Annotated in this window: 18 protein-coding genes; 16 read left to right on the plus strand and 2 right to left on the minus strand. The window is 71.2% G+C overall.

Annotated elements, in window-relative coordinates:
- The first annotated feature begins 110 nt into the window (after positions 1 to 110).
- The 9 genes from AB1046_RS18715 to AB1046_RS18755 all read left to right on the plus strand — a co-directional run bounded on the left by AB1046_RS18715 (position 111) and on the right by AB1046_RS18755 (position 8,194).
- The gene (locus tag AB1046_RS18715; protein WP_369370800.1) at positions 111 to 773 is read left to right on the plus strand and encodes a LacI family DNA-binding transcriptional regulator; all 663 of its coding nucleotides are present in this window, start codon (positions 111 to 113) and stop codon (positions 771 to 773) included.
- Positions 677 to 1,177: a LacI family DNA-binding transcriptional regulator gene (locus AB1046_RS18720; protein ID WP_369370801.1), complete on the plus strand. Its 501-nt coding sequence runs from the start codon at positions 677 to 679 to the stop codon at positions 1,175 to 1,177. Before AB1046_RS18715 ends, AB1046_RS18720 begins: the two co-directional genes overlap by 97 nt.
- 56 nt (positions 1,178 to 1,233) lie before the next feature.
- Complete coding sequence (locus AB1046_RS18725) at positions 1,234 to 2,460, plus strand: extracellular solute-binding protein (RefSeq protein WP_369370802.1); 1,227 nt, start codon at positions 1,234 to 1,236, stop codon at positions 2,458 to 2,460.
- The gene (locus AB1046_RS18730) at positions 2,457 to 3,515 is read left to right on the plus strand and encodes an ABC transporter ATP-binding protein (RefSeq protein WP_369370803.1); all 1,059 of its coding nucleotides are present in this window, start codon (positions 2,457 to 2,459) and stop codon (positions 3,513 to 3,515) included. The genes AB1046_RS18725 and AB1046_RS18730 overlap by 4 nt, the downstream gene beginning before the upstream one ends.
- The gene (locus AB1046_RS18735; RefSeq protein ID WP_369370804.1) at positions 3,461 to 3,589 is read left to right on the plus strand and encodes a hypothetical protein; all 129 of its coding nucleotides are present in this window, start codon (positions 3,461 to 3,463) and stop codon (positions 3,587 to 3,589) included. The genes AB1046_RS18730 and AB1046_RS18735 overlap by 55 nt, the downstream gene beginning before the upstream one ends.
- Positions 3,590 to 3,626: 37 nt before the next feature.
- A complete protein-coding gene (locus AB1046_RS18740) occupies positions 3,627 to 4,553 on the plus strand; it encodes an ABC transporter permease (protein ID WP_369370805.1) in 927 nt (308 codons plus the stop codon).
- Positions 4,553 to 5,407: an ABC transporter permease gene (locus AB1046_RS18745; RefSeq protein WP_369370806.1), complete on the plus strand. Its 855-nt coding sequence runs from the start codon at positions 4,553 to 4,555 to the stop codon at positions 5,405 to 5,407. The genes AB1046_RS18740 and AB1046_RS18745 overlap by 1 nt, the downstream gene beginning before the upstream one ends.
- Positions 5,400 to 6,893: a mannitol dehydrogenase family protein gene (locus AB1046_RS18750; protein WP_369370807.1), complete on the plus strand. Its 1,494-nt coding sequence runs from the start codon at positions 5,400 to 5,402 to the stop codon at positions 6,891 to 6,893. Before AB1046_RS18745 ends, AB1046_RS18750 begins: the two co-directional genes overlap by 8 nt.
- A gap of 119 nt (positions 6,894 to 7,012) precedes the next feature.
- A complete protein-coding gene (locus AB1046_RS18755; protein WP_369370808.1) occupies positions 7,013 to 8,194 on the plus strand; it encodes a serine hydrolase domain-containing protein in 1,182 nt (393 codons plus the stop codon).
- Here AB1046_RS18755 and AB1046_RS18760 read toward each other — a convergent pair.
- Both AB1046_RS18760 and AB1046_RS18765 read right to left on the minus strand, forming a co-directional pair.
- Positions 8,191 to 9,213: a LacI family DNA-binding transcriptional regulator gene (locus AB1046_RS18760; protein WP_369370809.1), complete on the minus strand. Its 1,023-nt coding sequence runs from the start codon at positions 9,211 to 9,213 to the stop codon at positions 8,191 to 8,193. The two genes, AB1046_RS18755 and AB1046_RS18760, sit on opposite strands and share 4 nt — an antisense overlap.
- 157 nt (positions 9,214 to 9,370) lie before the next feature.
- Positions 9,371 to 10,816, minus strand: a complete 1,446-nt coding sequence (locus AB1046_RS18765; protein WP_369370810.1) for an APC family permease — start codon at positions 10,814 to 10,816, stop codon at positions 9,371 to 9,373.
- Between the two features lie 215 nt (positions 10,817 to 11,031).
- Here AB1046_RS18765 and AB1046_RS18770 point away from each other — a divergent pair, with 215 nt between their 5' ends.
- The 7 genes from AB1046_RS18770 (at position 11,032) to AB1046_RS18800 (ending at position 21,230) form a co-directional block, all read left to right on the plus strand.
- A complete protein-coding gene (locus AB1046_RS18770; protein WP_369370811.1) occupies positions 11,032 to 12,561 on the plus strand; it encodes a sugar ABC transporter ATP-binding protein in 1,530 nt (509 codons plus the stop codon).
- Positions 12,558 to 13,562 carry an ABC transporter permease gene (locus AB1046_RS18775; RefSeq protein WP_369370812.1) on the plus strand — a complete coding sequence of 335 codons (1,005 nt, stop codon included), beginning with the start codon at positions 12,558 to 12,560 and terminating at the stop codon, positions 13,560 to 13,562. Before AB1046_RS18770 ends, AB1046_RS18775 begins: the two co-directional genes overlap by 4 nt.
- A complete protein-coding gene (locus AB1046_RS18780) occupies positions 13,559 to 14,659 on the plus strand; it encodes an ABC transporter permease (RefSeq protein ID WP_369370813.1) in 1,101 nt (366 codons plus the stop codon). Before AB1046_RS18775 ends, AB1046_RS18780 begins: the two co-directional genes overlap by 4 nt.
- Positions 14,656 to 15,666, plus strand: coding sequence for a rhamnose ABC transporter substrate-binding protein (rhaS, locus tag AB1046_RS18785; protein WP_369370814.1), 1,011 nt, complete (start codon positions 14,656 to 14,658; stop codon positions 15,664 to 15,666). Before AB1046_RS18780 ends, rhaS begins: the two co-directional genes overlap by 4 nt.
- Positions 15,667 to 15,873: 207 nt before the next feature.
- The gene (locus AB1046_RS18790) at positions 15,874 to 17,823 is read left to right on the plus strand and encodes an N-acetylmuramoyl-L-alanine amidase (RefSeq protein ID WP_369370815.1); all 1,950 of its coding nucleotides are present in this window, start codon (positions 15,874 to 15,876) and stop codon (positions 17,821 to 17,823) included.
- 174 nt (positions 17,824 to 17,997) lie between these two features.
- Entirely contained in the window at positions 17,998 to 19,173 is a 1,176-nt protein-coding gene (rhaI, locus tag AB1046_RS18795) for an L-rhamnose isomerase (protein ID WP_369370816.1), read from the plus strand.
- Positions 19,170 to 21,230, plus strand: coding sequence for a bifunctional aldolase/short-chain dehydrogenase (locus tag AB1046_RS18800; RefSeq protein ID WP_369370817.1), 2,061 nt, complete (start codon positions 19,170 to 19,172; stop codon positions 21,228 to 21,230). The genes rhaI and AB1046_RS18800 overlap by 4 nt, the downstream gene beginning before the upstream one ends.
- The last annotated feature ends 53 nt before the right edge of the window (positions 21,231 to 21,283 follow it).

The raw sequence follows: 21,283 nt of genomic DNA on the forward strand, positions 1-21,283 counted from the left end.
GGCTTCGCTGACGCGGCTCGGCGGTCGGCAAGAGCCACGCTGCGAACGTTTGCCATCAAACCGTGCGATAGGGTGCAAACGTTCGCAGAGCCGCGGATCGCGGAGGTGTCATGGTCACGGTGCACGACGTCGCTCGCGCCGCCGGGGTATCGATCTCCACGGTGTCGCGCGCCCTCGCGGCCCCCGAACGGGTCGCCGCCGAGACCCGCGAGCGTGTTACGCGCGTCGCCACCGAGCTGGGCTACCGGCCCAACCACGCGGCGAGCGGCCTGCGGATGGGGCGCACGCACGCCGTCGGCCTGGTCGTGCCCGACCTGGAGAACCCGTACTTCGCGTCCGTGACCAAGGGTGTGCAGGCGAGGGCTCGCGCCGAGGGCTACGAGGTGTTCGTCGCCGACACGGACGAGGACGCCGACGCCGAGCCCGAGCTGATCGGCGCGCTCGCCGCTCGGACGGACGGCCTGATCGTGGCCTCGCCGCGGTCGGGCGAGGCCGAGCTGCGCGCGGCCCTCGTTGGTGTGACGGCGGTCCTGGCCAACCGCGAGCTGTTGCCCGCCGGGCCGGGCTCATCCGCCGGGTCCGGCGGGAAAGCCATGCCCGGCGGGCAAGCCGGCCCGGCTCAGACGCGCCGGACATTCCGTTTGTCGCCGGCGACGACGCCGACGGCGTCGCCCAGGTGCTCGGGCACCTGTACGCGCTCGGCCACCGGTCGGTGGGCGTCGCCGCCGGCCCAGCGTCGTCGTGGTCGGGCCGACGGCGGGTTGCCGGGCTGATCGCTGCGGCCGAGCGCTGGGACGTCAAGCTCGTGGAGCTCGGCAACTTCCAGCCGTATTTCGCCGGGGGCACCCAGGCCGCTGACTTCGCGCTGGCGAACAGCGTCACCGCCGTCGTCGCGTTCAACGACCTCATGGCGCTCGGCATCCTGGACCGGCTGCGGCACCGAGGCATCGACGTCCCGGCCCAGATGTCGGTGGTCGGGTTCGACGACGTGCAGCTCGCGACCCTCGTCTCCCCCACCCTGACCACGGTCCACACGCCGATCGCCCGCCTCGGTAGGCGGGCCGTCGATCTGTTGCTCGAACGCCTGCGCGGCGGAACCCCGGGGAGCACGCAGCTCCCGGTGGAGCTCGCCATCCGTGGGTCGTCCGGACCTGTACCCCCCGAGACGGCCAACTGACGCCCGTCCCGGTCATCAAATCCCGGGCGAAGGAGCCCGAGAGAGAGGAAGGCACCATGCGCACCTCGAAGAAGGCAGTGGCGCTCGCCGGAGTCGCCGCGCTGACCCTGCTCACCGCCTGCACGCCCCCGGCGTCGCAGGGCGGTGGCGGCACCGCCGTCACCGACCCCGCCGACGTCCCGGACACGCCCTCGGAGCCTGTCACCCTGAACATCCTCGACGTCGCGGGCAACCAGCGGCTCACCGAGGGCATGGTCGACGAGTTCGTGGAGAACAACCCCGACGTCATCGAGTCCGTGACCTGGGAGACGGGCGGCGCGCCCGACGTCACGGGCATCGTCAAGCCGCAGGTCGACAGCGGCAACCTTTCCATCGACGTCGTGTTCACCGGCAACGACGGTCTCGCGGCCGGCATCAGCCAGGACCTGTGGCTCCCGGTCGTGGACGACTACGGCGACCGCGTGACCAACCAGGAGAACTACCTGGAGCCGGCCGCGGCGATGCAGGAGCTCGCCGAGGGCTACGGCGTCGTCACGACGTACTACCCGTCCGGGCCGCTGCTGCAGTACGACCCCGAGGTGGTGGACACACCGCCGTCGACCCCCGAAGAACTGCTCGGGTGGGCCGAGGCCCACCCGGGCCAGTTCGGCTACGCGCGCCCCGCCAACTCCGGCCCCGGCCGCACCTTCCTCATGGGCCTGCCCTACCTCCTGGGCGACGAGGACCCGACGGACCCCGAGAACGGTTGGGACAACACCTGGGCATACCTCCAGGAGCTGGGCCAGTACGTCGACACGTACCCCACGGGCACCGGCCAGGTAGTGACCAACATGGCCGACGGCACGTGGAGCATGATCCCCACGACCACCGGCTGGGAGATCGCGCCGCGTGCCGAGGGCCAGCTCCCGAACACGCTGGAGGCGGCCGCGTTCGACGACTTCACCTGGGTCACCGACGCGCACTACGCGGCGATCCCCAGGGGCCAGAGCGCCGACAAGATCAGCGCGATCATGCTCCTCCTGCAGGACATGCTCACCCCGGAGCAGAACGCCAAGGCTTACGACGCCGGCTACTTCTACCCCGGCCCCGCGATCGAGGGCGCGACGCTCGACCTCGCGCCGCAGGAGTCGCAAGACGTGATCGAGGAGTTCGGCCGCCCCCTGTTCGACGAGCTCATCGAGTCGCAGGACGCCGTGACGCCGCTCGACGCCGAGTCCATGGTGACGGCGTTCGACATCTGGGACCGCGAGGTCGGTGGCGGCAAGGTCGAGGAGGCAGAGTGAGCAGCTTCGAGTCCCTGGAGCTGCGGGGTGTCGGACGCCGGTTCGGCGGGGTCGACGCCTTGTCCGGGCTGAACCTGACGATCAAGTCGGGCGAGTTCGTCGCCCTGCTGGGGCCGTCGGGCTGCGGCAAGTCGACGGCGCTGAACTGCCTGGCCGGCCTGCTGCCGCTCACCCACGGCGAGATCCTGCTGGACGGCAAGCGGATCGACACGCTGCCCCCGGAGCGGCGCGGGTTCGGCATGGTCTTCCAGTCGTACGCGCTGTTCCCGCACCTGACCGTGGAGAAGAACGTCGCGTTCGGCCTGCAGATGCAGGGGCTGCCGCGCGCCGAGATCGACTCCCGGGTGCGTGAGGCGATCGCGCTGGTCAAGCTCGGCGAGCACGCCAAGAAGCTGCCGGGCCAGCTCTCGGGCGGGCAGCAGCAGCGCGTCGCGATCGCGCGGGCGGTGGTGCTCGAACCGGCGCTGGTGCTCATGGACGAGCCGCTGTCGAACCTCGACGCGAAGCTCCGGCTCGACATGCGCACGGAGATCCGGCGCCTGCACCAGTCGCTCGGGCTCACCACGATCTACGTGACGCACGACCAGGAGGAGGCGCTCTCCCTGGCCGACCGGCTGGTCGTCATGCGCGAGGGGCGGGTGCAGCAGGTCGGCACACCCGACGAGCTCTACGAGAGCCCGGTGAGCTGGTACGTCGCGGACTTCATGGGGTACCGCAACATACTGCCTGCCACGGTGGTCTCGGCGTCCGGGGGCGAGGTGGTGGTCGAGCTGCCCGGGACGGCCGATGGCGGTGTTCGGCTCACCGGGCGCGCGGTCGGCGCCCTGGGCGCCGGGGACAGCGTGCGGGTGGCGGTGCGGCCGGAGGACTTCTCGGTGTCGACCGGCTCGGTCGGCGTCGGCTCGACGGCGCCGGCACCGCCGGTTCGATCCCCGGCTCCGTGTCCGTGGTGGAGTACCACGGGCGCGAGCACGCCGTCGGCGTGCAGACCGGCGACACGATGCTGCACGCCCGTACGACGACGGCGCCCGACGTCGGCGGTGCGGTTTCCCTGACCGCGCCCGTCGAGCGGGTGCTGGTGTTCCCGGAGGCGCTGGACGCCGTCGCACCGCAGGAGGTAGCGGCGTGAGGCGCGCTACGGGCAGGCGCACCCGCGGAGGCGCGCGATGACCGGCGTCGGGCAGCGGCCGCAGCGAGCGACAGCGAGCCTGCGGCATCGCCTGGCCGAGCGGGGGGTTGACCCGGCCCTGCTCCTGCTCGTGCCGGCGCTCGTCGTGGCGCTCGCGCTGTTCGTGTACCCGTTCTCGTACGGGATCGGGCTCACGATCCAGCCGACGGCCGCCATGCAGGAGCAGTGGGGCGGCGGGATCCTCGCGAACTACGTGGCGTTCTTCCAGGACCCATTCGTGTTCGACTCGGTCGGGCTCACGATGCGGCTCGCGCTGCCCGCGGCCCTGTTCAACGTGCTGGCGTCGGTCCCGGTGGCGATGGTGCTGCGGCACCGGTTCCGCGGCAAGCGGCTGCTGACGTCGCTGCTGGTGCTGCCCATCACGCTGGGCACCGTGCTCACCGCGCAGGGGCTGCTGATCTTCGCGGGGCGGCAGGGCTGGCTCAACCGGACGCTGCTCGCCACCGGCCTGATCGACGAGCCGCTCCAGCTCGTCAACAACTACCTGGGCGTCTTCTTCTCCCTGGTCATCACCGGCTTCCCGTTCGCGTTCCTGCTCATCTCGTCGTACCTGTCGGGCATCGACCCGTCGCTGGAGCAGGCCGCCAAGACGCTCGGCGCCGGCTGGTGGCAGCGGTTCCGGCGGATCATCCTGCCGCTGCTCGCGCCGGGGCTGGCCACCACGTTCGTGCTGACGTTCGTGCTCGCCTTCTCGGTGTTCCCCTCGGCCCGGCTCGTCGGTGACGCCATGGGCGAGACCCGGGTCATGTCGCTCATGGCGTTCCGGGCGTTCGGGGAGCAGAACGACTACGCGATGGCCTCCACCATCGCGCTGATGATGGGCGCCGTCGAGCTGATCGTCGTCGTGGCCGTGCTCGGCCTGCGGTCGCTGCTGTACCGCGGGACCACGGGAGGGAAGGGCTGATGGCCGTATCAACGCTGGAGCGGCCGCTCGCCGCCCGGCCCTCCACCTGGTTCGTCTGGGCCGGTATGGCCGCGTTCGGCGTGTTCCTGCTCGGCATCCTGATCGCAGTGGTCGTCGACTCGTTCGGCCGCCAGTGGTTCGACACCTGGCTGCCCGACGGGTTCACCACCGAGCGGTACGTCGAGGCCTGGGACCAGTTCGCCCTGGGTGAGGTGGTGGGCGCGACCGTGGGCGTCGCCGTCCTGGTCGTGGCGATCTCCGTGCTCGTGGGTGTGCCCGCCGCGTACGTGCTGGCCCGCCGCGACTTCCCGGGCAAGCGCGCGATCATGCTGCTGTTCCTGCTGCCCGTGCTCATGCCACCCATCACGTACGGCATCCCGCTCGCCACCGTCATGTACTCGTTCGGGCTCGGACGCACGCTGACTGCCGTCGTGCTGGTCAACCTCGTGCCGTCCGTGCCGTTCGTCATCCTGACGATGACGCCGTTCATCGAGCAGATCAACCCGGCCATCGAGTCCGCCGCCCGGATGTGCGGGGCACGGACCCGGCAGGTGTTCACCCGGGTGCTCGCGCCGCTGCTCGTACCCGGGATCCTCGCCGCCGGGATTCTGGTGCTCGTGCGGACCGTAGGGTTGTTCGAGCTGACGTTCCTCGTGTCCGGCCCCGGTTCGGACACGCTCGTGGTGGCGATCTACCGCGGCATGACGTCGGCCGGTGGTGGCGAGGCGAGGCAGCTCATCTCGGCCATGTCGGTGATCTACACCGCGACCATGCTGGTCATGCTCGTGGTGGCGCTGCGGTTCGTGAACCCGACGCAGCTCGTGGCACAGGTGAAGGAGACACGCGATGACTGACGACCGCCTGCACCGGGACCGTGTCCCGGTGGGCCTGGACGCCCCCGTTCGGCCGACGGCGGTGGGCATCGTCCACCTCGGCATCGGGGCGTTCCACCGGGCCCACCAGGCCGTCTACACGGAACGGGCGGCGATCGTCACCGGCGACACCTCATGGGGGATCCTGGGGGTGACGCAGCGGTCCGCGACGGTCCGCGACCAGCTGCGCCCCCAGGGCGGGGTGTACGCGGTGCTCACGGCGGGCGAGCAGGAGTCCACGGTCGAGCTGATCGGGTCCGTGGTCGACGTCGCCTACCCCGCGCAGGAGTCCGAGCGGGTGCTGGCGGCGCTCGCGGCGCCGTCAACCCACGTGGTCACGCTGACCATCACGGAGAAGGGCTACGCCCGGACGGCGGACGGGGCGCTCGACCTGGACGCGGTGTCCGGTGACCTGGCCGCGCTCCGGGCCGGATCCCGGCCGGAGGAGCCGGTGCGGCCGGCGACGTCGGCGATCGGGCTCCTGGTGCGGGGCCTCGCGGCGCGGGCCGCCTCCCGGGCGCCCCTGACCGTGCTGACCTGCGACAACCTGGTGGACAACGGGCGAGTGCTCGAACGCCTGGTGCGGGAGGCCGTAGCGGCGGCCCTGCCCGGGGCCGACGGCGACGCGCTGCGCGGGTTCCTCGACGCACACGTCACGTTCCCGTGCTCGATGGTGGACCGGATCGTGCCGGCCACGACTCCCGAGCAGCGCGACCACGTCAGCCACGCCCTCGGGGTGCGGGACGAGGGGCTCGTGGTGGGCGAGCCGTTCGCGCAGTGGGTCATCGAGGACCGGTTCGCGGGGCCGCGCCCCGCCTGGGAGGCGGCCGGGGCCACCCTGACCAAGGACGTGGCACCGTTCGAGCAGGCCAAGCTGCGGCTGCTCAACGGGACGCACTCGCTGGTCGCCTACTCCGGGTGGCTCGCGGGGCACACGACCATCGCGGAGGCCATGGGTGACCCGGTGATCGCCGAGCGTGCCCGGCAGTACCTCTTCGAGGACGCGCTGCCGACGCTGACCCCGCCCGACGGACTGGACCTGCAGCACTACGGCGAGCAGATCCTCACCCGGTTCGCGAACCCGCACACCGGGCACACCACCGCGCAGGTGGCGATGGACGGCACGCAGAAGATCCCGGTCCGGTGGGGCGGTGTCCTCGCCGACGCGCTGGCCGCTGGCCGCGAGCCCCTGGGCGTGGCGTTCGGCCTGGCCGCCTGGGCCGGGTTCGTCCGGCTCCGGACCGCCTCCGGGGAGGGTGTGGACGACCCGCGGGCCGCGGAGCTGGCCGAGCTGGTGAACGCCGCCGACACTCCGGGCGGCGCTGACGGCCTGGGCGACGTCGAGGGGCTGGCGGGTATCGAGGAGGATGTCCGCGCGCTGCTCACGCTCCCGGGCCTGCTGCCCGCCGAGACCCCGGACAGCTTTGTGGACGCGGTGGCCGCCGAGATCGAAGAGGTGCTCGGCTGAGCTCGGCGGGGGTCATCCGAAGGGTGTAGGCGGGTCGGGCGGGGTACGTCCAACGGGCGATGCACAGCTGCGCGCCCCCGGCGGAGACTCCTGACATGCCGAGACCAAGGAGTGTCCCCATGAAGGCGAACCACCGAGTCAGAGCTGCGCTGAGCGTGCTGGTGGCCGGATCCCTGTCGCTGGCCGGGGTCGGCACGGCCTCGGCCGCGCAGGGTGCGTCGGCCGTCGACGTGGCCACCCGAGACGTCGGCGACGAGCTCGACCAGGTCCTCTCCGACCTGGTCGACGACGGAGCCGTGGCCGTCACCGCGCGGGTCGACACGCCGAACCTCAGCTGGGCCGGTGCCGACGGCGTCCGTGACCTCGGGAGCAGCGTCCCCGCCCGGACCAAGGACCAGTTCCGCGTCGGGAGCATCACCAAGCCGATGATCGCCACGCTGGTGATGCAGGAGATCGAGAAGGGCACCTGGACGCTCGACACGAGCGTCGAGGACGTGCTGCCCGGCGCCCTGCCGCGCGACGTGACGATCGAGCAGCTGCTCAGTCATACGTCGGGCGCCCCGACCGCAACCGAGTACCTGCTGCACGACCACATGGACGACCCGGACGACGTCGACCAGTTCATAGCTGCGCTGGGTGAGCACTACTCCGAGGGTGATCACGTCCGCGCCGCCCACACCGAGCCCTGGGTGCTGGAGCCCGGCACCGGCTACTCCTACTCGAACGCCGGATTCGTGACGCTCGGCATGATGCTGGAGAAGGTGACAGGGAGGGACCTCGACGACCTCCTGGAGGAGCGCGTGTTCGAGCCCGCCGGTATGCGGCACAGCGACTACCCGGAGCGCCCGGGCCCGCGGGGGCCGTTCCTGTCCGACGTCGCCTACACCGGGGCGGAAGGTGACGGCTGGTACTCGATCAAGCACCAGGATCCGTCGGCCTTCCGTGCGGCGGGTGCGGTGACGGGCACGACGGCGGACCTCTCCGCCTTCACCGAGGCCCTGGTGACGGGCGAACTCGTGGACCCCGCGACCGTCATCAACATGCTCACCCCGCGCAGCCCGGACAACGGGGCGAACGAGTACGGCCTGGGCATCTACCGGGTCCCTGACCCGTGTGTACCCGGCGAGTACCTGTACGGGCACGACGGCGCCACCTACGGCACCGTCAGCGTGGCGATGACGTCGCTCGACGGCGAACGCCGGGTGTCGCTGGGCGTGACGGGGCGCAACATCTCGGACGATCCCGAGGCGCTGTACAACCTCGACGACCTGCTCACCCCGCTGTTCGAGGCGAGCTGCTAGTCCGTTGCCGAGCTGGAGCCGCGAACCACCAGTGTCGGCTGGAACATCACGTGCTCGGCCGCCGCGTCGGGCCCGTTGAGCAGCAGGTCCGCGGCGCGGGCGCCCAGCTCGTGGGTCGGCTGGCGCACCGAGGTCAGGGGCGTGGAGAGCTCCGCGGCGAACGCCACGTCGTCGTACCCCACCACCGCCATGTCGGTGGGGACGGTGATCTTCTCGGTGCGGAGCGTGCGCAACACGCCCAGCGCCACCAGGTCGTTGACGCAGAAGACGGCTGTGGGCCGCTCGCCCGACTCCAGCAGCCCGCGGATCGCGGCCTCGCCGCCGTCGGCGTTGAGGCTGGTCACCGTGGTCTCGACCAGCGCGGTCGCCGGGTCGAGCCCGGCGGTGACCAGCGCCTTGACCACACCCTCGTGGCGGTCGGCGCACTGCCGGATCGTGTGCGGCCCGTTCAGGAAAGCGATGCGCGTGTGGCCCTGGTCCAGGAGGTGTCGCGCGGCGAGCTCGCCGCCCCGGACGTCGTCGACGGCGACGGAGGAGATGCTCGGGTCGGACGACGGGCGGTCCAGCAGCACGACCCCCGTGCCGCGCCGGCGCATCGCGAGGAGGTGCTCGATGTCGTGCGTGACCGGCACCACCATGACGCCCTGCACACCGTGCTCCTCGAACAGGCGCAGGTAGCGCTGCTCGCGCTCGGGGTCGTCGTCGGACGAGGCGACCATGAGCGTGAAGTCGTCGCGGTCGAGCCGCTCCTCGATGCCCCGGGCGACATCGGTGAAGAACGGGTTGGCGATGTCCAGGACGATGGCGCCGATGGTGGTGATGGTTCCCGCGCGGAGCTGCCGGGCGGACCCGTTGCGCACAAAGCTCAGCTCGTCGATGGCGGCCTCGACCCGCTCGCGGGTGCCCGGCAGCACACGCTCGGGCCGGTTGAGCACGTTGGAGACGGTGCCGACAGAGACGCCGGCGGTCCGGGCGACGTCGGCGATGGATGCTCGGCGGTGAGCTACCGGCTGGGTCATGGAGCGCCTCCTTGCTTCGGCACCATTATGAAGCGTTTCACGGTGCGGCGGCCGGGACTCGGTACCCCGGGCCCAGGTCCCGACGACGAGAACGGGGTTATGTTCACCAGGAGGCCCCGGAGGAACATAACCCCGTTCTCGTCAGACGGTCGGCAGACTAGTTGACGCCGCCCTCCGGCTCGTTCAGGGCCTCCAGGTCCGTGATCTCGGTGCGCTGGCCGAGCAGCCGGTTGGTGATCCACATCAGGACCCACAGGATGAGGCCGATTCCCAGCAGCCAGCCGGCGATCTGGTACTCGAGGACGGGTCGCCCGGTCCACGGACCCACGAAGAACGCGCAAGCGAGCGCGCCGATGACGGGCAGCACCGTCGGCGCCACGAAGTGCTTGCGGTCGATCGGGTCACGGCGCAGCACCAGCACGCACACGTTCACGATCGCGAACACACCCAGGAGCAGCAGGGACGTGGTGCCACCGAGCGCGGCGATGACGTCGTTGTCCGGGTCGCGGCTGACGAAGTAGATCAGCCCGAACGAGATCGCGGTGGTGACCAGGATGGCGACCCACGGCGTCTGGCGGCGGGGGTGGACGCGACCCAGGACGCTGGGCAGCACGTTCTGCTTGGCCATGCCGTACAGCAGTCGGCTGGCCATGAGCATGTTGATGAGCGCCGAGTTGGCTACAGCGAACATCGAGATGAACGGGAGGATGTCGCCGGCCGGGATGCCGGGTGCGGCGGTCTCGACCACCGTGACGAGCGGGGTGTCGCTGGCGCCGAGCTCGCCCACGGGCACGATCGCAACGGCGAAGAGCGCCACGAGCACGTAGATGACCCCGGTGATGCCGATGCCGGTGATCATCATCTTGGGGAAGTTCCGGACCGGGTCCTTCGTCTCCTCCGCCATGTTCACGGAGTCCTCGAAGCCGACCATCGCGAAGAAGGCCAGCGACGTCGCCGCCGTGACGGCGAAGAAGACACCCCGGTCGCCCACATCCTCGAAGATGATCGTTCGGCTGAAGTCCGTCCGTCCCGCGAAGATGGCATAGAAGCCGACCATGATCACGAGCAGCAGGCCCGACAGCTCCACGAGGGTGAGGAAGATGTTGGCCTTGACGCTCTCGCCCACGCCGCGCAGGTTCACAGCGGCGACCGCGGCCATGAAGATCAGCGCGACCGTGATGACAAGGGTCGCGTTCTCGGCATCGAGCCCGAAGCCCACCGCGAGGTTCGAGGCGAATGCCCGCGAGGCGGTCGACGCCGAGGTGATGCCGGAGCACATGACGGTGAAGCAGACCATGAACGTCAGCAGGTGCACGCCAAACGCCTTGTGGGTGTACAGCGCCGCGCCCGCGGCCCGCGGGTACTTGGTCACCAGCTCCAGGTAGGAGAACGCGGTGACCAGGGCGACGGCGAACGCGAGGATGAACGGCGCCCATGCCGCTCCGCCAACTTGTTCCGCGACCCGCCCCGTCAGCGCGTAGATGCCGACCCCGAGGATGTCGCCGACGATAAAGAGCAGGAGGAGCTTGGGCCCCATTACCCGCTTGAGCTCAGTTGGTACCTCGCCGGGAGGTGCGTGCTCCTCGGCCGTTGGTTGGCTCATCTCCGGTCACCTCCATGAAGTGCTACGGGCAGTGTTCACCCCTGATCGCCCAAGAGTTCCGTAAGAAGTAACCGCACGGCAACGGACGCGCCGGAAGTTCTTGACGCTCTGACCTGGTGGGTCTATCTTCCGGAGTACCCGTTTTAACGATTCAACCGCCCACGCAAGAGACCCCGCGGTCACCGCCGACCGCCCGCACCGCTCGACGGAGAGACATGCCGAACGCCGCACCGACGCTGCGCCTCGAGGGGGTCACCAAGTCCTTCGGGCCGGTGGTCGCGCTCAGATCCGGCACCCTGGTGGTCCGGCCGGGCAGCATCCACGCGCTCGTCGGCGAGAACGGCGCGGGCAAGTCCACGCTGGTCAAGGTCGTGGGTGGCGTGCACCGCCGCGATGCGGGCACCGTCGAGCTCGACGGCGTACCCGTCGACTTCGCCGGGCCCGCCGAGGCCAAGGCGGCTGGCGTCGCCGTCATCCACCAGGAGCCCGCGAGCTTCCCGGACCTGACCGTCACCGAGAACATCTTTCTCGGCCGCGAACCCCTCGATCGCTTCCGCCGGATCGACCGCCGCGCCATGCGCCAGCGGGCCCGTGACCTGTTCCGGGACCTCGGCGTCGACCTCGACCCGGACCGCCCCGCGGAGGGCCTGTCCATCGCGGACCAGCAGATCGTCGAGATCGCCAAGGCGATCTCCCTGGACGCCCGCCTCCTGGTCATGGACGAGCCGACGGCGGCGCTGAGCGCCGTCGAGGTGCGCCGCCTGTTCGCCGTCGCGCGCGGACTGCGGGACGCCGGTCGCGCCGTCGTCTTCATCTCGCACCGCCTCGACGAGGTCGCCGACCTCTGCGACACCGTCACCGTCATGCGCGACGGTGAGCACGTCTCGACGGACGCCGTCGCCGACGTCACCGCCGACGAGCTGGTGCGGCGCATGGTCGGCCGCGCGGTGGCCGACCTCTACCCCAAGGTGCCGAGCACACCCGGCGAGGTGGTGCTGCGGGTCGAATCGCTGGAGTCCACCGGCACTTTCCACGACGTCTCCTTCGAGGTGCGGGCCGGCGAGATCGTCGGCCTGGCGGGACTGGTCGGTGCGGGACGCAGCGAGATCGCCCGCGCGATCTTCGGCGTCGACCGGTACACGGCCGGGCGCGTCGTCGTCGGGGGCAAGGACCTGCGCCCGGGTGACCCGGCCGCGGCTATCGCCGCCGGCCTCGCCCTGGTCCCGGAGGACCGGCGGCTGCAGGGCCTGGTCACCGAGTCGTCGGTCGCGCGCAATGTCTCGGCCGTCTCCCGACGGCGCCTGGCCCGCCTCGGCATCCTCCTACCCGACGCCGAGGCGCGGCTCGCGCGCGACTGGTCCGGCCGCCTGGCGGTGAAGGCCGGGGCCCTCGACGCGCCGGCGACCACGATGAGCGGCGGCAACCAGCAGAAGGTGGTGCTCGCGAAGTGGCTGGCCACCGGGCCCAGGGTGCTCATCGTGGACGAGCCGACCCGCGGCATCGACGTCGGCACCAAGGCCGAGGTGCACCGGCTGCTGTCCACCCTGGCCGCCGAGGGGCTGGCCGTCCTCATGATCTCGTCCGAGCTGCCGGAGGTGCTGGGCATGGCCGACCGGGTGCTCGTGGTCCGCGAGGGGCGCATCGCCGCCGAGCTGAGCCGGGTGGAGGCGACGCCGGAGGCCGTGATGCGCGCGGCGACGCCGGGTGCGACCGAGACAACGTCCGAGAGGGATGGGGCGGCATGAGCCTGCTCCGCCGCCGCGAGGCCGGCATCGCCCTCGCCCTGCTCGTCGTGATCGGCGTGACCACGGTCGTCCAGCCCGGCTTCCTGCTCAGCGCGGGCGGCTGGCGCGACCTGCTGCTCACCCCCGCGATCCTCGTGGTGCTCGCCGTGGGGCAGGCGGTAGTGGTCATCACGCGCAACGTGGACCTGTCGGTGGGTTCGGTGCTCGGCCTCACGGCGTACCTGACGGGCCGCCTGTTCCTGACCGCGCCCGACCTGCCGATCCTCGTGGTGGCGCTGGTCGCGATAGCGGCCGGCGCCGTGCTGGGCCTGGTCAACGGCGCGATCGTCGCGTTCGCCCGGGTACCTGCCCTCGTCATCACGCTCGGCACGCTCTACGTGTACCGCGGGATCACGCTGACCTGGGCCGGCAGCGACCGGATCAACGCCGGCGACATGCCGCGCACCTTCCTCGGCCTGGGCACGCGCCAGGTGCTCGGCATCCCGGTGCTGACGATCGTCGCGGTGATTGTGCTCGCGGCCGTGGCCTACTACCTGCACACCTCGCGCGGCGGCCGGCAGCTGTACGCCATCGGGTCCGATCCCGACGCCGCGGCGCTGCAGGGCCTGCCCGTCCGCCGTCGGCTGCTCGGGGCGTTCGCCCTGTGCGGGGCGCTCGCCGGGCTGGCCGGCGTGCTGTTCGCGGCCCGGTACGGCACCGTGTCCTCCGGTGCGGGGACCGGTATGGAGCTGCAGGTCGTCGGGGCAGTGGTGGTGGGTGGCGTCGCGATCTTCGGCGGCAGCGGCACCGTCGCGGGTGCCGCGCTCGGCGCGATGCTGCTGCTCACGATCAACCGGGCGCTGCCCGTCGTCGGCATACCCGACTTCTGGCAGCGCGCAGTGGTGGGCGCACTCATCATCGGCGCCATCGCGCTGGACCGCGTGCTCGCGACCCGGCGCTCGCGCCGACTGGCCGCCGCGCGAGATACCGGACCGAGCGACCGCGAGGAGGCGACCGCATGAGAACCCACGCCCGCCCGTGGTGGCAGCGCGCGCTGCTCACCCGCGAGATGCTGACCTTCCTGATCCTGGTCGTGGCCTGGGTAGTGGCCGCGTCGGTGGTGCGGGGCTTCGACGGCCCGCTCACCATCACCTACCTGGTGCTCGACGTCGCCCCCGTGCTGCTCATCGCCCTGCCCATGACGCTGATCATCGCCACGGGGGAGATCGACCTGTCGGTCGCGTCCGTCGTCGGGCTGTCCAGCGTGACGTTCGGGCTGCTGTACCAGGCGGGTCTCGGCCTGGGGGTGGCCGTGCTGGCATCGGTGCTGCTCGGAGCAGTGTGCGGCGCGGTCAACGGAGCACTGGTCGCGTACGCGGGCCTGCCCTCGCTGGCCGTCACCATCGGCTCGCTCGCCCTTTACCGCGGCCTCGCCGTGGGCCTCCTCGGTACGACGGCGGTCACCGGCTTCCCCGAGACCTGGACCGACGGCGCCACCGCGAACCTGGGGGAGTCGCCCTACCCGGTCATCACCCTCGGGCTGCTCCTGCTGGTCGCCGTCTTCGCGGTGCTGCTGCACGCCACGCCGTTCGGTCGGAACGTGCTGGACATCGGCCGAAGCAGCGAGGCCGCGCGGTTCTCCGGCGTCGACGTCAAGCGCACCCTGCTGATCCTGTTCGTGCTTTCCGGGGCGGTCTCGGCGCTCGCGGGCGTCTACTACACGCTCCGCTACGGCAGCGCCCGCGGCGACAACGCGACCGGCCTGGAGCTGCAGGTCGTTGCGGCCGTGCTGCTGGGCGGGGTGTCGATCTTCGGCGGGCGCGGCGCGATCCACGGGGTGGTCGCCGGCGTGCTGCTCATCGGTGTGCTCGGCAGCGCGCTGCGTCTGGAGGGCGTCACCGTCAACGTCATCAACATCGTGATCGGCACGGCGCTGGTCGTGTCAGTGGTCGCGCCGCGGATCGCGGGCGGCCTAAGAGTCCGACGGCGCAGCGTCGCCGCACCCGATGGCGGCTCCGCCGCCCCACCCCATGAGCCTCCTCGCTTCGCTGCGGGGGCTCACGGGGACCCCGGTGGCGGCTCCGCCGTCGGGCAACGAACCCAGGGAGACGAACGATGAAGTTCACATCTGTGCTCGCGGCCGGCACGGCCGCCGTGCTCGCGCTGGGCCTGACCGCCTGCGGCTCCGGCGACGGCGGAGGCGGCGGCACCGACGGCGTGACCGTCACGATGCTGCCCAAGAACCTGGGCAACCCGTACTTCGAGGCGTCCACCGCCGGCGCCGAGGAGGCCGCCGGGGAGCTGGGCCTCACCGTCGAGGAGGTCGGGCCCGATGCCGCCTCGCCCGACGCCCAGGTCCCGTTCATCAACACCGCCGCCCAGCAGGGCGTAAGCGCCCTGGTGGTGTCGGCGAACGACCCGACGGCGATCGGCGACGCGCTGGAGGAGGCGCGGTCGGCGGGCACCAAGGTGGTCACGTTCGACTCGGACACCGAGCCACAGTTCCGCGACCTGTTCATCAACCAGGCGTCGCCCGAGGGCATCGCCGACAAGCAGCTCGAGCTGGTCGCGGAGCAGATCGGGGGTGCGGGGGAGATAGCGATCCTGTCGGCGTCGGCCAACGCGACCAACCAGAACGCGTGGATCGCGCTCATGGAGGAGAGGCTCGCCTCCGACTACCCGGACATCGAGCTGGTCGAGACCGTCTACGGCGACGACGACGACCAGACCTCGTTCGACAAGACGGCTGCGCTGCTGCAGGCGCACCCGGACCTCAAGGGGATCGTCTCGCCGACGACGGTCGGCATCGCCGCGGCGGCGCGCTACGTGTCGACGTCGGAGGCCAAGGGCGAGGTGGCGGTGACCGGCCTCGGTACACCCGACCAGATGCGCGAGTACGTCGAGGACGGCACCGTCGAGGCGTTCGCGCTGTGGAACCCGACCGACCTGGGCTACCTGGCCACCCAGGCCGCTGCTGCCCTCGCGGCGGGCGACATCACGGGCGCGGAGGGCGACACCTTCGAGGCGGGCCGGCTCGGCGAGTTCACGGTGGGGGCCGACGGCGAGGTCCTCCTGGGCGAGCCGTACGTGTTCGACGAGAGCAACATCGCGGACTTCGACTTCTGAGCTCCGGACCAGGAGAGTGACCGGAAGTTCACCCCCCTAGCGGGGGGTGAAACCCCGGTTGGCCCGGGATCGTCGCAACTACTGTCCCGTGTTGTTTGCGCGGTTTGCGCCGGTGTGATCCGCGCTCTACACGAGGAGAAAACAGTGGCTCGGCATGTGGCAGCACCATCCCGACCGAACCTGAGGGCTTCGGTCGCTCGCGGAGTGGTGGGTAGGACGATCATCCTCGGCGTGGCGCCGGCGATGATGCTCGGGGGCACGCTCGCCCCGGCGGCGACGGCGCAGACCCTGGAGCACTCGCTAGAGCCCGAGAGCGCCTCGGCCCCGGTGGCCCCGCAGGACTCCGTGCTCCCCGACACCGGGACGACAGCGGCTGAGGTCCAGACCGTCGCCGTCGCCGCGGCTCCCGCGACCGAGCAGGTCACAGACGTCACGGAGGCGGCCCCTGTCTTGGCCGCCCAGGGCCCGACGGTCGCCGACGGCGAGCTGGTGCTGGACACCACCGACACCGCCGGACGCATCGCGGGTGAGGTCGCGGCCCCCGAGGGCTTCCAGACCGTCGGCGTGCGCTGGCCCGCTGCGGTCGACGCCGCGATGCCCGAGCTGCAGGTGAGAGCCCTGGCCGCGGACGGCACCTGGGGTGGCTGGACGCACCTGGAAAGGTCCAGCGACGTGCCGGACGGCAAGCAGACGGAGTTCATCTCGGCCCCCGTCCACGTGGGCGAGGCGCTGGCGGTCCAGGTCGCCACCGTCGACGCGGCGGCGACCGTCCCGGAGGGCGTCGAGCTCTCGCTCGTGTCCTCTGACCAGGTCCGGACGGCGGCCGCGACGACGTCGGGCGCGGTCGCGGCGACGTCGGTCGCGGCGGCGGCCGTGGACGGGCCGACGATCATCACGCGCGCCGAGTGGGGCGCCGCCCCGCCGCGCGCCATCCCCGAGTGCCCGCCGGAGGGCGAGATCGGCGCGCCAGGCGTGAGCTGGGGTGCGGCGGACGGGCTCGACGCCGCCGCCGTGCACCACACGGTGAACCCCAACGACTACACGACGGTCGCCGAGGCCATGCAGCTCATCCGCAACGACCAGGCGTACCACCAGGAAACCAACGGCTGGTGCGACATCGGCTACAACTTCCTGGTCGACAAGTGGGGCAACATCTACGAGGGCGCCCAGGGCAGCATCGACGCCCCGATCATCGGTGCGCACACCGGTGGCTTCAACACGCGGACCGTCGGCGTCTCGATGGTCGGCACCTACACGACCGAGGCGCCGTCCGCGGCGCAGATGGACAGCGTCGCGAACATCATCGGCTACCGGCTGTCGCGGTACTCCGTCGACCCGGACGAGTCGGCGACGTTCACCTCGGCGGGCCTCACTGCCGGCGGTCGGTACCCCGCGGGTCAGCAGGTCGTGCTGCCCCGCGTCTTCGGGCACCGGGACACGCACCAGACCGAGTGCCCGGGTATCCTCGCCTACCCGCAGCTCGTCAGCATCCAGGATCGGGCAGCGGAGTACGCGGAGCAGTACGTCGCGGAGAAGTACACGAACCTCGTCCAGGCGGCCTACCTGGACAGCCTCGGGCGCGAGGCCACCGCCGCCGAGATCGCGGCCTGGGAGTACAAGGTCTCGGTGCAGGGCGCCGGGGTACTCGCCGACGGTCTCGAGAACTCGGACAAGTACCGCACGGCACGGATCGTCTCGGCCTACGAGGGCACGCTCGGTTACACACCGTCGTCCGCGCAGGTGTCCACCCACCTGACCGCCATCAAGAACAGGACGCGGACCGTCGACGGCATCGAGCCCTTCCTGCTCGGGAACCCCGTGTACTACAGCCACGTGGGCGGCACCGACACGGCGTACGTGACCGCGCTCTACCTGCACATCCTGGGCCGTACGCCGACGGCTGCCCAGCTCGACCACTGGACGACGCGGCTGCCCACCCTGGGTCGCCCGGCCGTCGTCAAGCAGCTCTGGGACAACCCGCAGGCGGTGCGGGCGCGGGTGGTGGCGACGTACCAGCACTACCTGGGCGTCACCCCGACCAGCGCCCAGGTGGAGGTCTGGGTGGGGCGGATCACCTCGGGCCAGAGCCCGGCGGCATTGCGCCGCGCCATCATGGTGACCGGCAAGTACCTCGCCTACGCCGACTCGCGGTACTGATCCCCCGGGGATCCTGCCCGGCGCGTCAGGTGGTCGGTGGCGCAAGCTGCCGACCACCTGACGTTTGTCGATCAAGCAGCGGTGAACCGGTGCTTGACCACTTGGCGGTGTCGGAATAGGGTCGCTGTGAATCGTTTCAAGATGCACGAGGGTGTGCGGAGAGGAAAGGACGCCATGGCGGCATCCACCCGTGTCGAGGCGGCCAGGTCCGCGCTCCAGCAGCAGACGATCGAGCTGCCGTCGTGGGCGTTCGGCAACTCGGGCACGAGGTTCAAGGTCTTCGGCCAGCCGGGTGTGCCGCGTGACCCGTTCGAGAAGATCGCCGACGCCGCCCAGGTGCACCGGTACACCGGCGTCGCGCCGCGTGTCAGCCTGCACATCCCCTGGGACCTCGTCGACGACTTCGCCGGTCTCTCGCGGCACGCCGAGGACCTGGGCGTGCGGATCGGCATGATCAACTCGAACGTCTTCCAGGACGACGACTTCATGCTGGGCTCGCTCGCACACCCGGACCCCCGGATCCGCCAGAAGGCGGTGGACCACCACAAGCAGTGCATCGACGTCATGCGCGCCACGGGCTCCACCGACCTCAAGGTCTGGCTCTCGGACGGGCTCAACTACCCCGGCCAGGACTCGATCCGGGCGCGCCAGGACCGGATCGCCGAGTCGCTGAGCAAGATCTACGCCGCGCTCGACGACGACCAGCACCTGGTGCTCGAGTACAAGCTCTTCGAGCCCGCGTTCTACGTCACCGACGTCCCGGACTGGGGCACGGCCCTGCTGCACGTCCTCGCGCTGGGCGACCGGGCGAAGGTTGTGCTCGACACGGGCCACCACGCCCCCGGCACCAACATCGAGTTCATCGTGGCGCAGCTGCTGCGCCAGGGCCGGCTCGGCGCGTTCGACTTCAACAGCCGGTTCTACGCCGACGACGACCTCATGGTCGGCGCCGCGGACCCGTTCCAGCTCTTCCGGATCATGCACGAGATCGTGTCCGCCGGGGCCCACGCCCCGGACAGCGGGGTCAACTTCATGCTCGACCAGTGCCACAACATCGAGCCGAAGATCCCCGCCCAGATCCGGTCGGTCATGAACGTCCAGGAGGCGACGGCGAAGGCGCTGCTCGTCGACGTCGAGGCGCTCACCGCCGCGCAGCTTTCCGGCGACGTGCTCGGCGCACACGCCGTGCTCATGGACGCGTACAACACGGACGTGCGCCCGCTCGTCGCGCAGGTGCGCGAGACCCTGGGCCTGGCCCCGGACCCGATCACCGCCTTCAAGGCGTCGGGTTATGCCGAGAAGATCGCCGACGAACGCGTCGGTGGCGCGCAGGCGGGATGGGGAGCATGACCGACGTCGTTCAGGAGCTGGTGGAACGGTCGAACCGGCTCGGTGCCGACCCAAGGAACACCAACTACGCGGGCGGCAACACGTCCGCGAAGGGGATCGCTACCGATCCCGTGACGGGCGATCCCGTGGAGCTGCTGTGGGTCAAGGGCTCGGGTGGCGACCTCGGCACGCTGCGACCCGAGGGCCTGGCCGTGCTCCGGCTCGACCGCATGCGGGCCCTCACGGACGTCTACCCGGGCGAGGGGCGCGAGGACGAGATGGTCGCCGCGTTCGACTACTGCCTGCACGGCAAGGGCGGCGCGGCGCCGTCGATCGACACGGCGATGCACGGCCTGATCGACGCCGTCCACGTGGACCACCTGCACCCCGACTCGGGGATCGCGGTGGCCGCTGCGGCCGACGGCGCGGCGCTCACCCGGGAGATCTTCGGCGACGAGGTCGTGTGGGTGCCGTGGCGCCGCCCCGGCTTCCAGCTCGGCCTCGACATCGCGGCCATCGAGGCCGAGAACCCGCAGGCGGTCGGCTGCATCCTCGGCGGGCACGGCATCACCGCCTGGGGTGACACGTCGGCGGAGGCGGAGGAGCGGTCGCTCGGGATCATCCGGCGGGCGGAAGAGTTCATCGCGGCCCGTGCCGCGGCCCGGGACACCCACCCGTTCGGCGTCGTGCGGCAGGGCTACGAGCCTTTGCCCGACGACGAGCGGCGGGCTCGTGCGGCGGCGCTCGCGCCGGTGATCCGGGGCCTGGCGAGCTTCGACGCCCCGCAGGTCGGCCACTTCACCGACTCCGAGCCGGTGCTGGACTTCCTGGCTCGTGAGCGCCTGGTGGCGCTCGCCGCGCTCGGCACGTCGTGCCCCGACCACTTCCTCCGCACCAAGGTGAAGCCGCTGGTGGTCGACGTCCCGCCGTCGGCCGGGGTGGAGGAGATCGTGGCCGCGCTACGCGCGGCGCACGAGGCGTACCGCGCGGACTACGCGGCCTACTACGAGCGCGGCGCGGCGGCCGCGCGGGCCCGCGGTGAGGAGCCGCCGGCGATGCGCGGCGCCGATCCGGCGATCGTCCTGGTCCCGGGGGTCGGTCTGTTCTCGTACGGGCGGAACAAGCAGACGGCCCGTGTGGCCGGCGAGTTCTACGTGAACGCGATCAACGTGATGCGGGGCGCGGAGACCATCTCCACGTACGCACCCATCGCGGAGGAGGAGAAGTTCCGCATCGAGTACTGGGCCCTGGAGGAGGCGAAGCTCGCGCGGATGCCCACGCCAAAGCCGCTGGCGACGCGGGTGGCCCTGGTGACCGGGGCGGCGTCGGGCATCGGCAAGGCGATAGCGACGCGGCTGGCGGCCGAGGGGGCGTGCGTGGTGGTCGCCGACCTGGACGCCGGGAAGGCCGCTGCGGTGGCGGCGGAGCTCGGCTCGTCCGACGTCGCGATCGGGGTGGCGATGGACGTTTCCTCCGAGGCGGCGGTGCGGGCCGGGGTGCGGGAGGCCGTGCTGGCGTTCGGCGGGGTTGACCTCGTGGTGAACAACGCCGGCCTGTCCCTGTCCCGGTCGCTGTTCGACACCACCGAGGCCGACTGGGACCTGCAGCACAACGTCATGGCCAAGGGGTCGTTCCTGGTTTCACGTGAAGCGGCGCGGGTGCTGGTGGACCAGGGCCTGGGCGGCGACATCGTCTACATCTCCTCGAAGAACTCCGTGTTCGCCGGGCCCAACAACATCGCCTACTCCGCTACCAAGGCCGACCAGGCGCACCAGGTGCGGCTCCTGGCCGCCGAGCTCGGCGCGCACGGGATCCGAGTGAACGGCGTGAACCCCGACGGGGTGGTGCGCGGGTCCGGCATCTTCGCCGGCGGGTGGGGCGCGCAGCGCGCCGCCGTCTACGGCGTGCTGGAGGCGGAGCTCGGCGAGTTCTACGCGCAGCGCACCCTGCTCAAGCGCGAGGTGCTGCCCGAGAACGTCGCGGCCGCCGTGTTCGCGCTGTGCACCGCCGACTTCTCGCACACCACCGGTCTGCACGTGCCCGTCGACGCGGGCGTGGCGGCGGCGTTCCTGCGGTGAGCGAGACGGGCGGGCCCCTCGGATCGACCATGCAGTTGCTGCCAGAACGGGTA

This window comes from Promicromonospora sp. Populi (assembly GCF_041081105.1).
In the GTDB taxonomy this organism is placed as follows: Bacteria; Actinomycetota; Actinomycetes; order Actinomycetales; family Cellulomonadaceae; genus Promicromonospora.

Coding starts and splice junctions, on each gene's coding strand:
- AB1046_RS18715 (WP_369370800.1), top strand. CDS start 111: ATGGTCACGGTGCACGACGTCGCTCGCGCCGCCGGGGTATCGATCTCC.
- AB1046_RS18725 (WP_369370802.1), top strand. CDS start 1,234: ATGCGCACCTCGAAGAAGGCAGTGGCGCTCGCCGGAGTCGCCGCGCTG.
- AB1046_RS18735 (WP_369370804.1), top strand. CDS start 3,461: ATGCTGCACGCCCGTACGACGACGGCGCCCGACGTCGGCGGTGCGGTT.
- AB1046_RS18740 (WP_369370805.1), top strand. CDS start 3,627: ATGACCGGCGTCGGGCAGCGGCCGCAGCGAGCGACAGCGAGCCTGCGG.
- AB1046_RS18745 (WP_369370806.1), top strand. CDS start 4,553: ATGGCCGTATCAACGCTGGAGCGGCCGCTCGCCGCCCGGCCCTCCACC.
- AB1046_RS18750 (WP_369370807.1), top strand. CDS start 5,400: ATGACTGACGACCGCCTGCACCGGGACCGTGTCCCGGTGGGCCTGGAC.
- AB1046_RS18755 (WP_369370808.1), top strand. CDS start 7,013: ATGAAGGCGAACCACCGAGTCAGAGCTGCGCTGAGCGTGCTGGTGGCC.
- AB1046_RS18760 (WP_369370809.1), bottom strand. CDS start 9,213: ATGACCCAGCCGGTAGCTCACCGCCGAGCATCCATCGCCGACGTCGCC.
- AB1046_RS18765 (WP_369370810.1), bottom strand. CDS start 10,816: ATGAGCCAACCAACGGCCGAGGAGCACGCACCTCCCGGCGAGGTACCA.
- AB1046_RS18770 (WP_369370811.1), top strand. CDS start 11,032: ATGCCGAACGCCGCACCGACGCTGCGCCTCGAGGGGGTCACCAAGTCC.
- AB1046_RS18775 (WP_369370812.1), top strand. CDS start 12,558: ATGAGCCTGCTCCGCCGCCGCGAGGCCGGCATCGCCCTCGCCCTGCTC.
- AB1046_RS18780 (WP_369370813.1), top strand. CDS start 13,559: ATGAGAACCCACGCCCGCCCGTGGTGGCAGCGCGCGCTGCTCACCCGC.
- rhaS (WP_369370814.1), top strand. CDS start 14,656: ATGAAGTTCACATCTGTGCTCGCGGCCGGCACGGCCGCCGTGCTCGCG.
- rhaI (WP_369370816.1), top strand. CDS start 17,998: ATGGCGGCATCCACCCGTGTCGAGGCGGCCAGGTCCGCGCTCCAGCAG.
- AB1046_RS18800 (WP_369370817.1), top strand. CDS start 19,170: ATGACCGACGTCGTTCAGGAGCTGGTGGAACGGTCGAACCGGCTCGGT.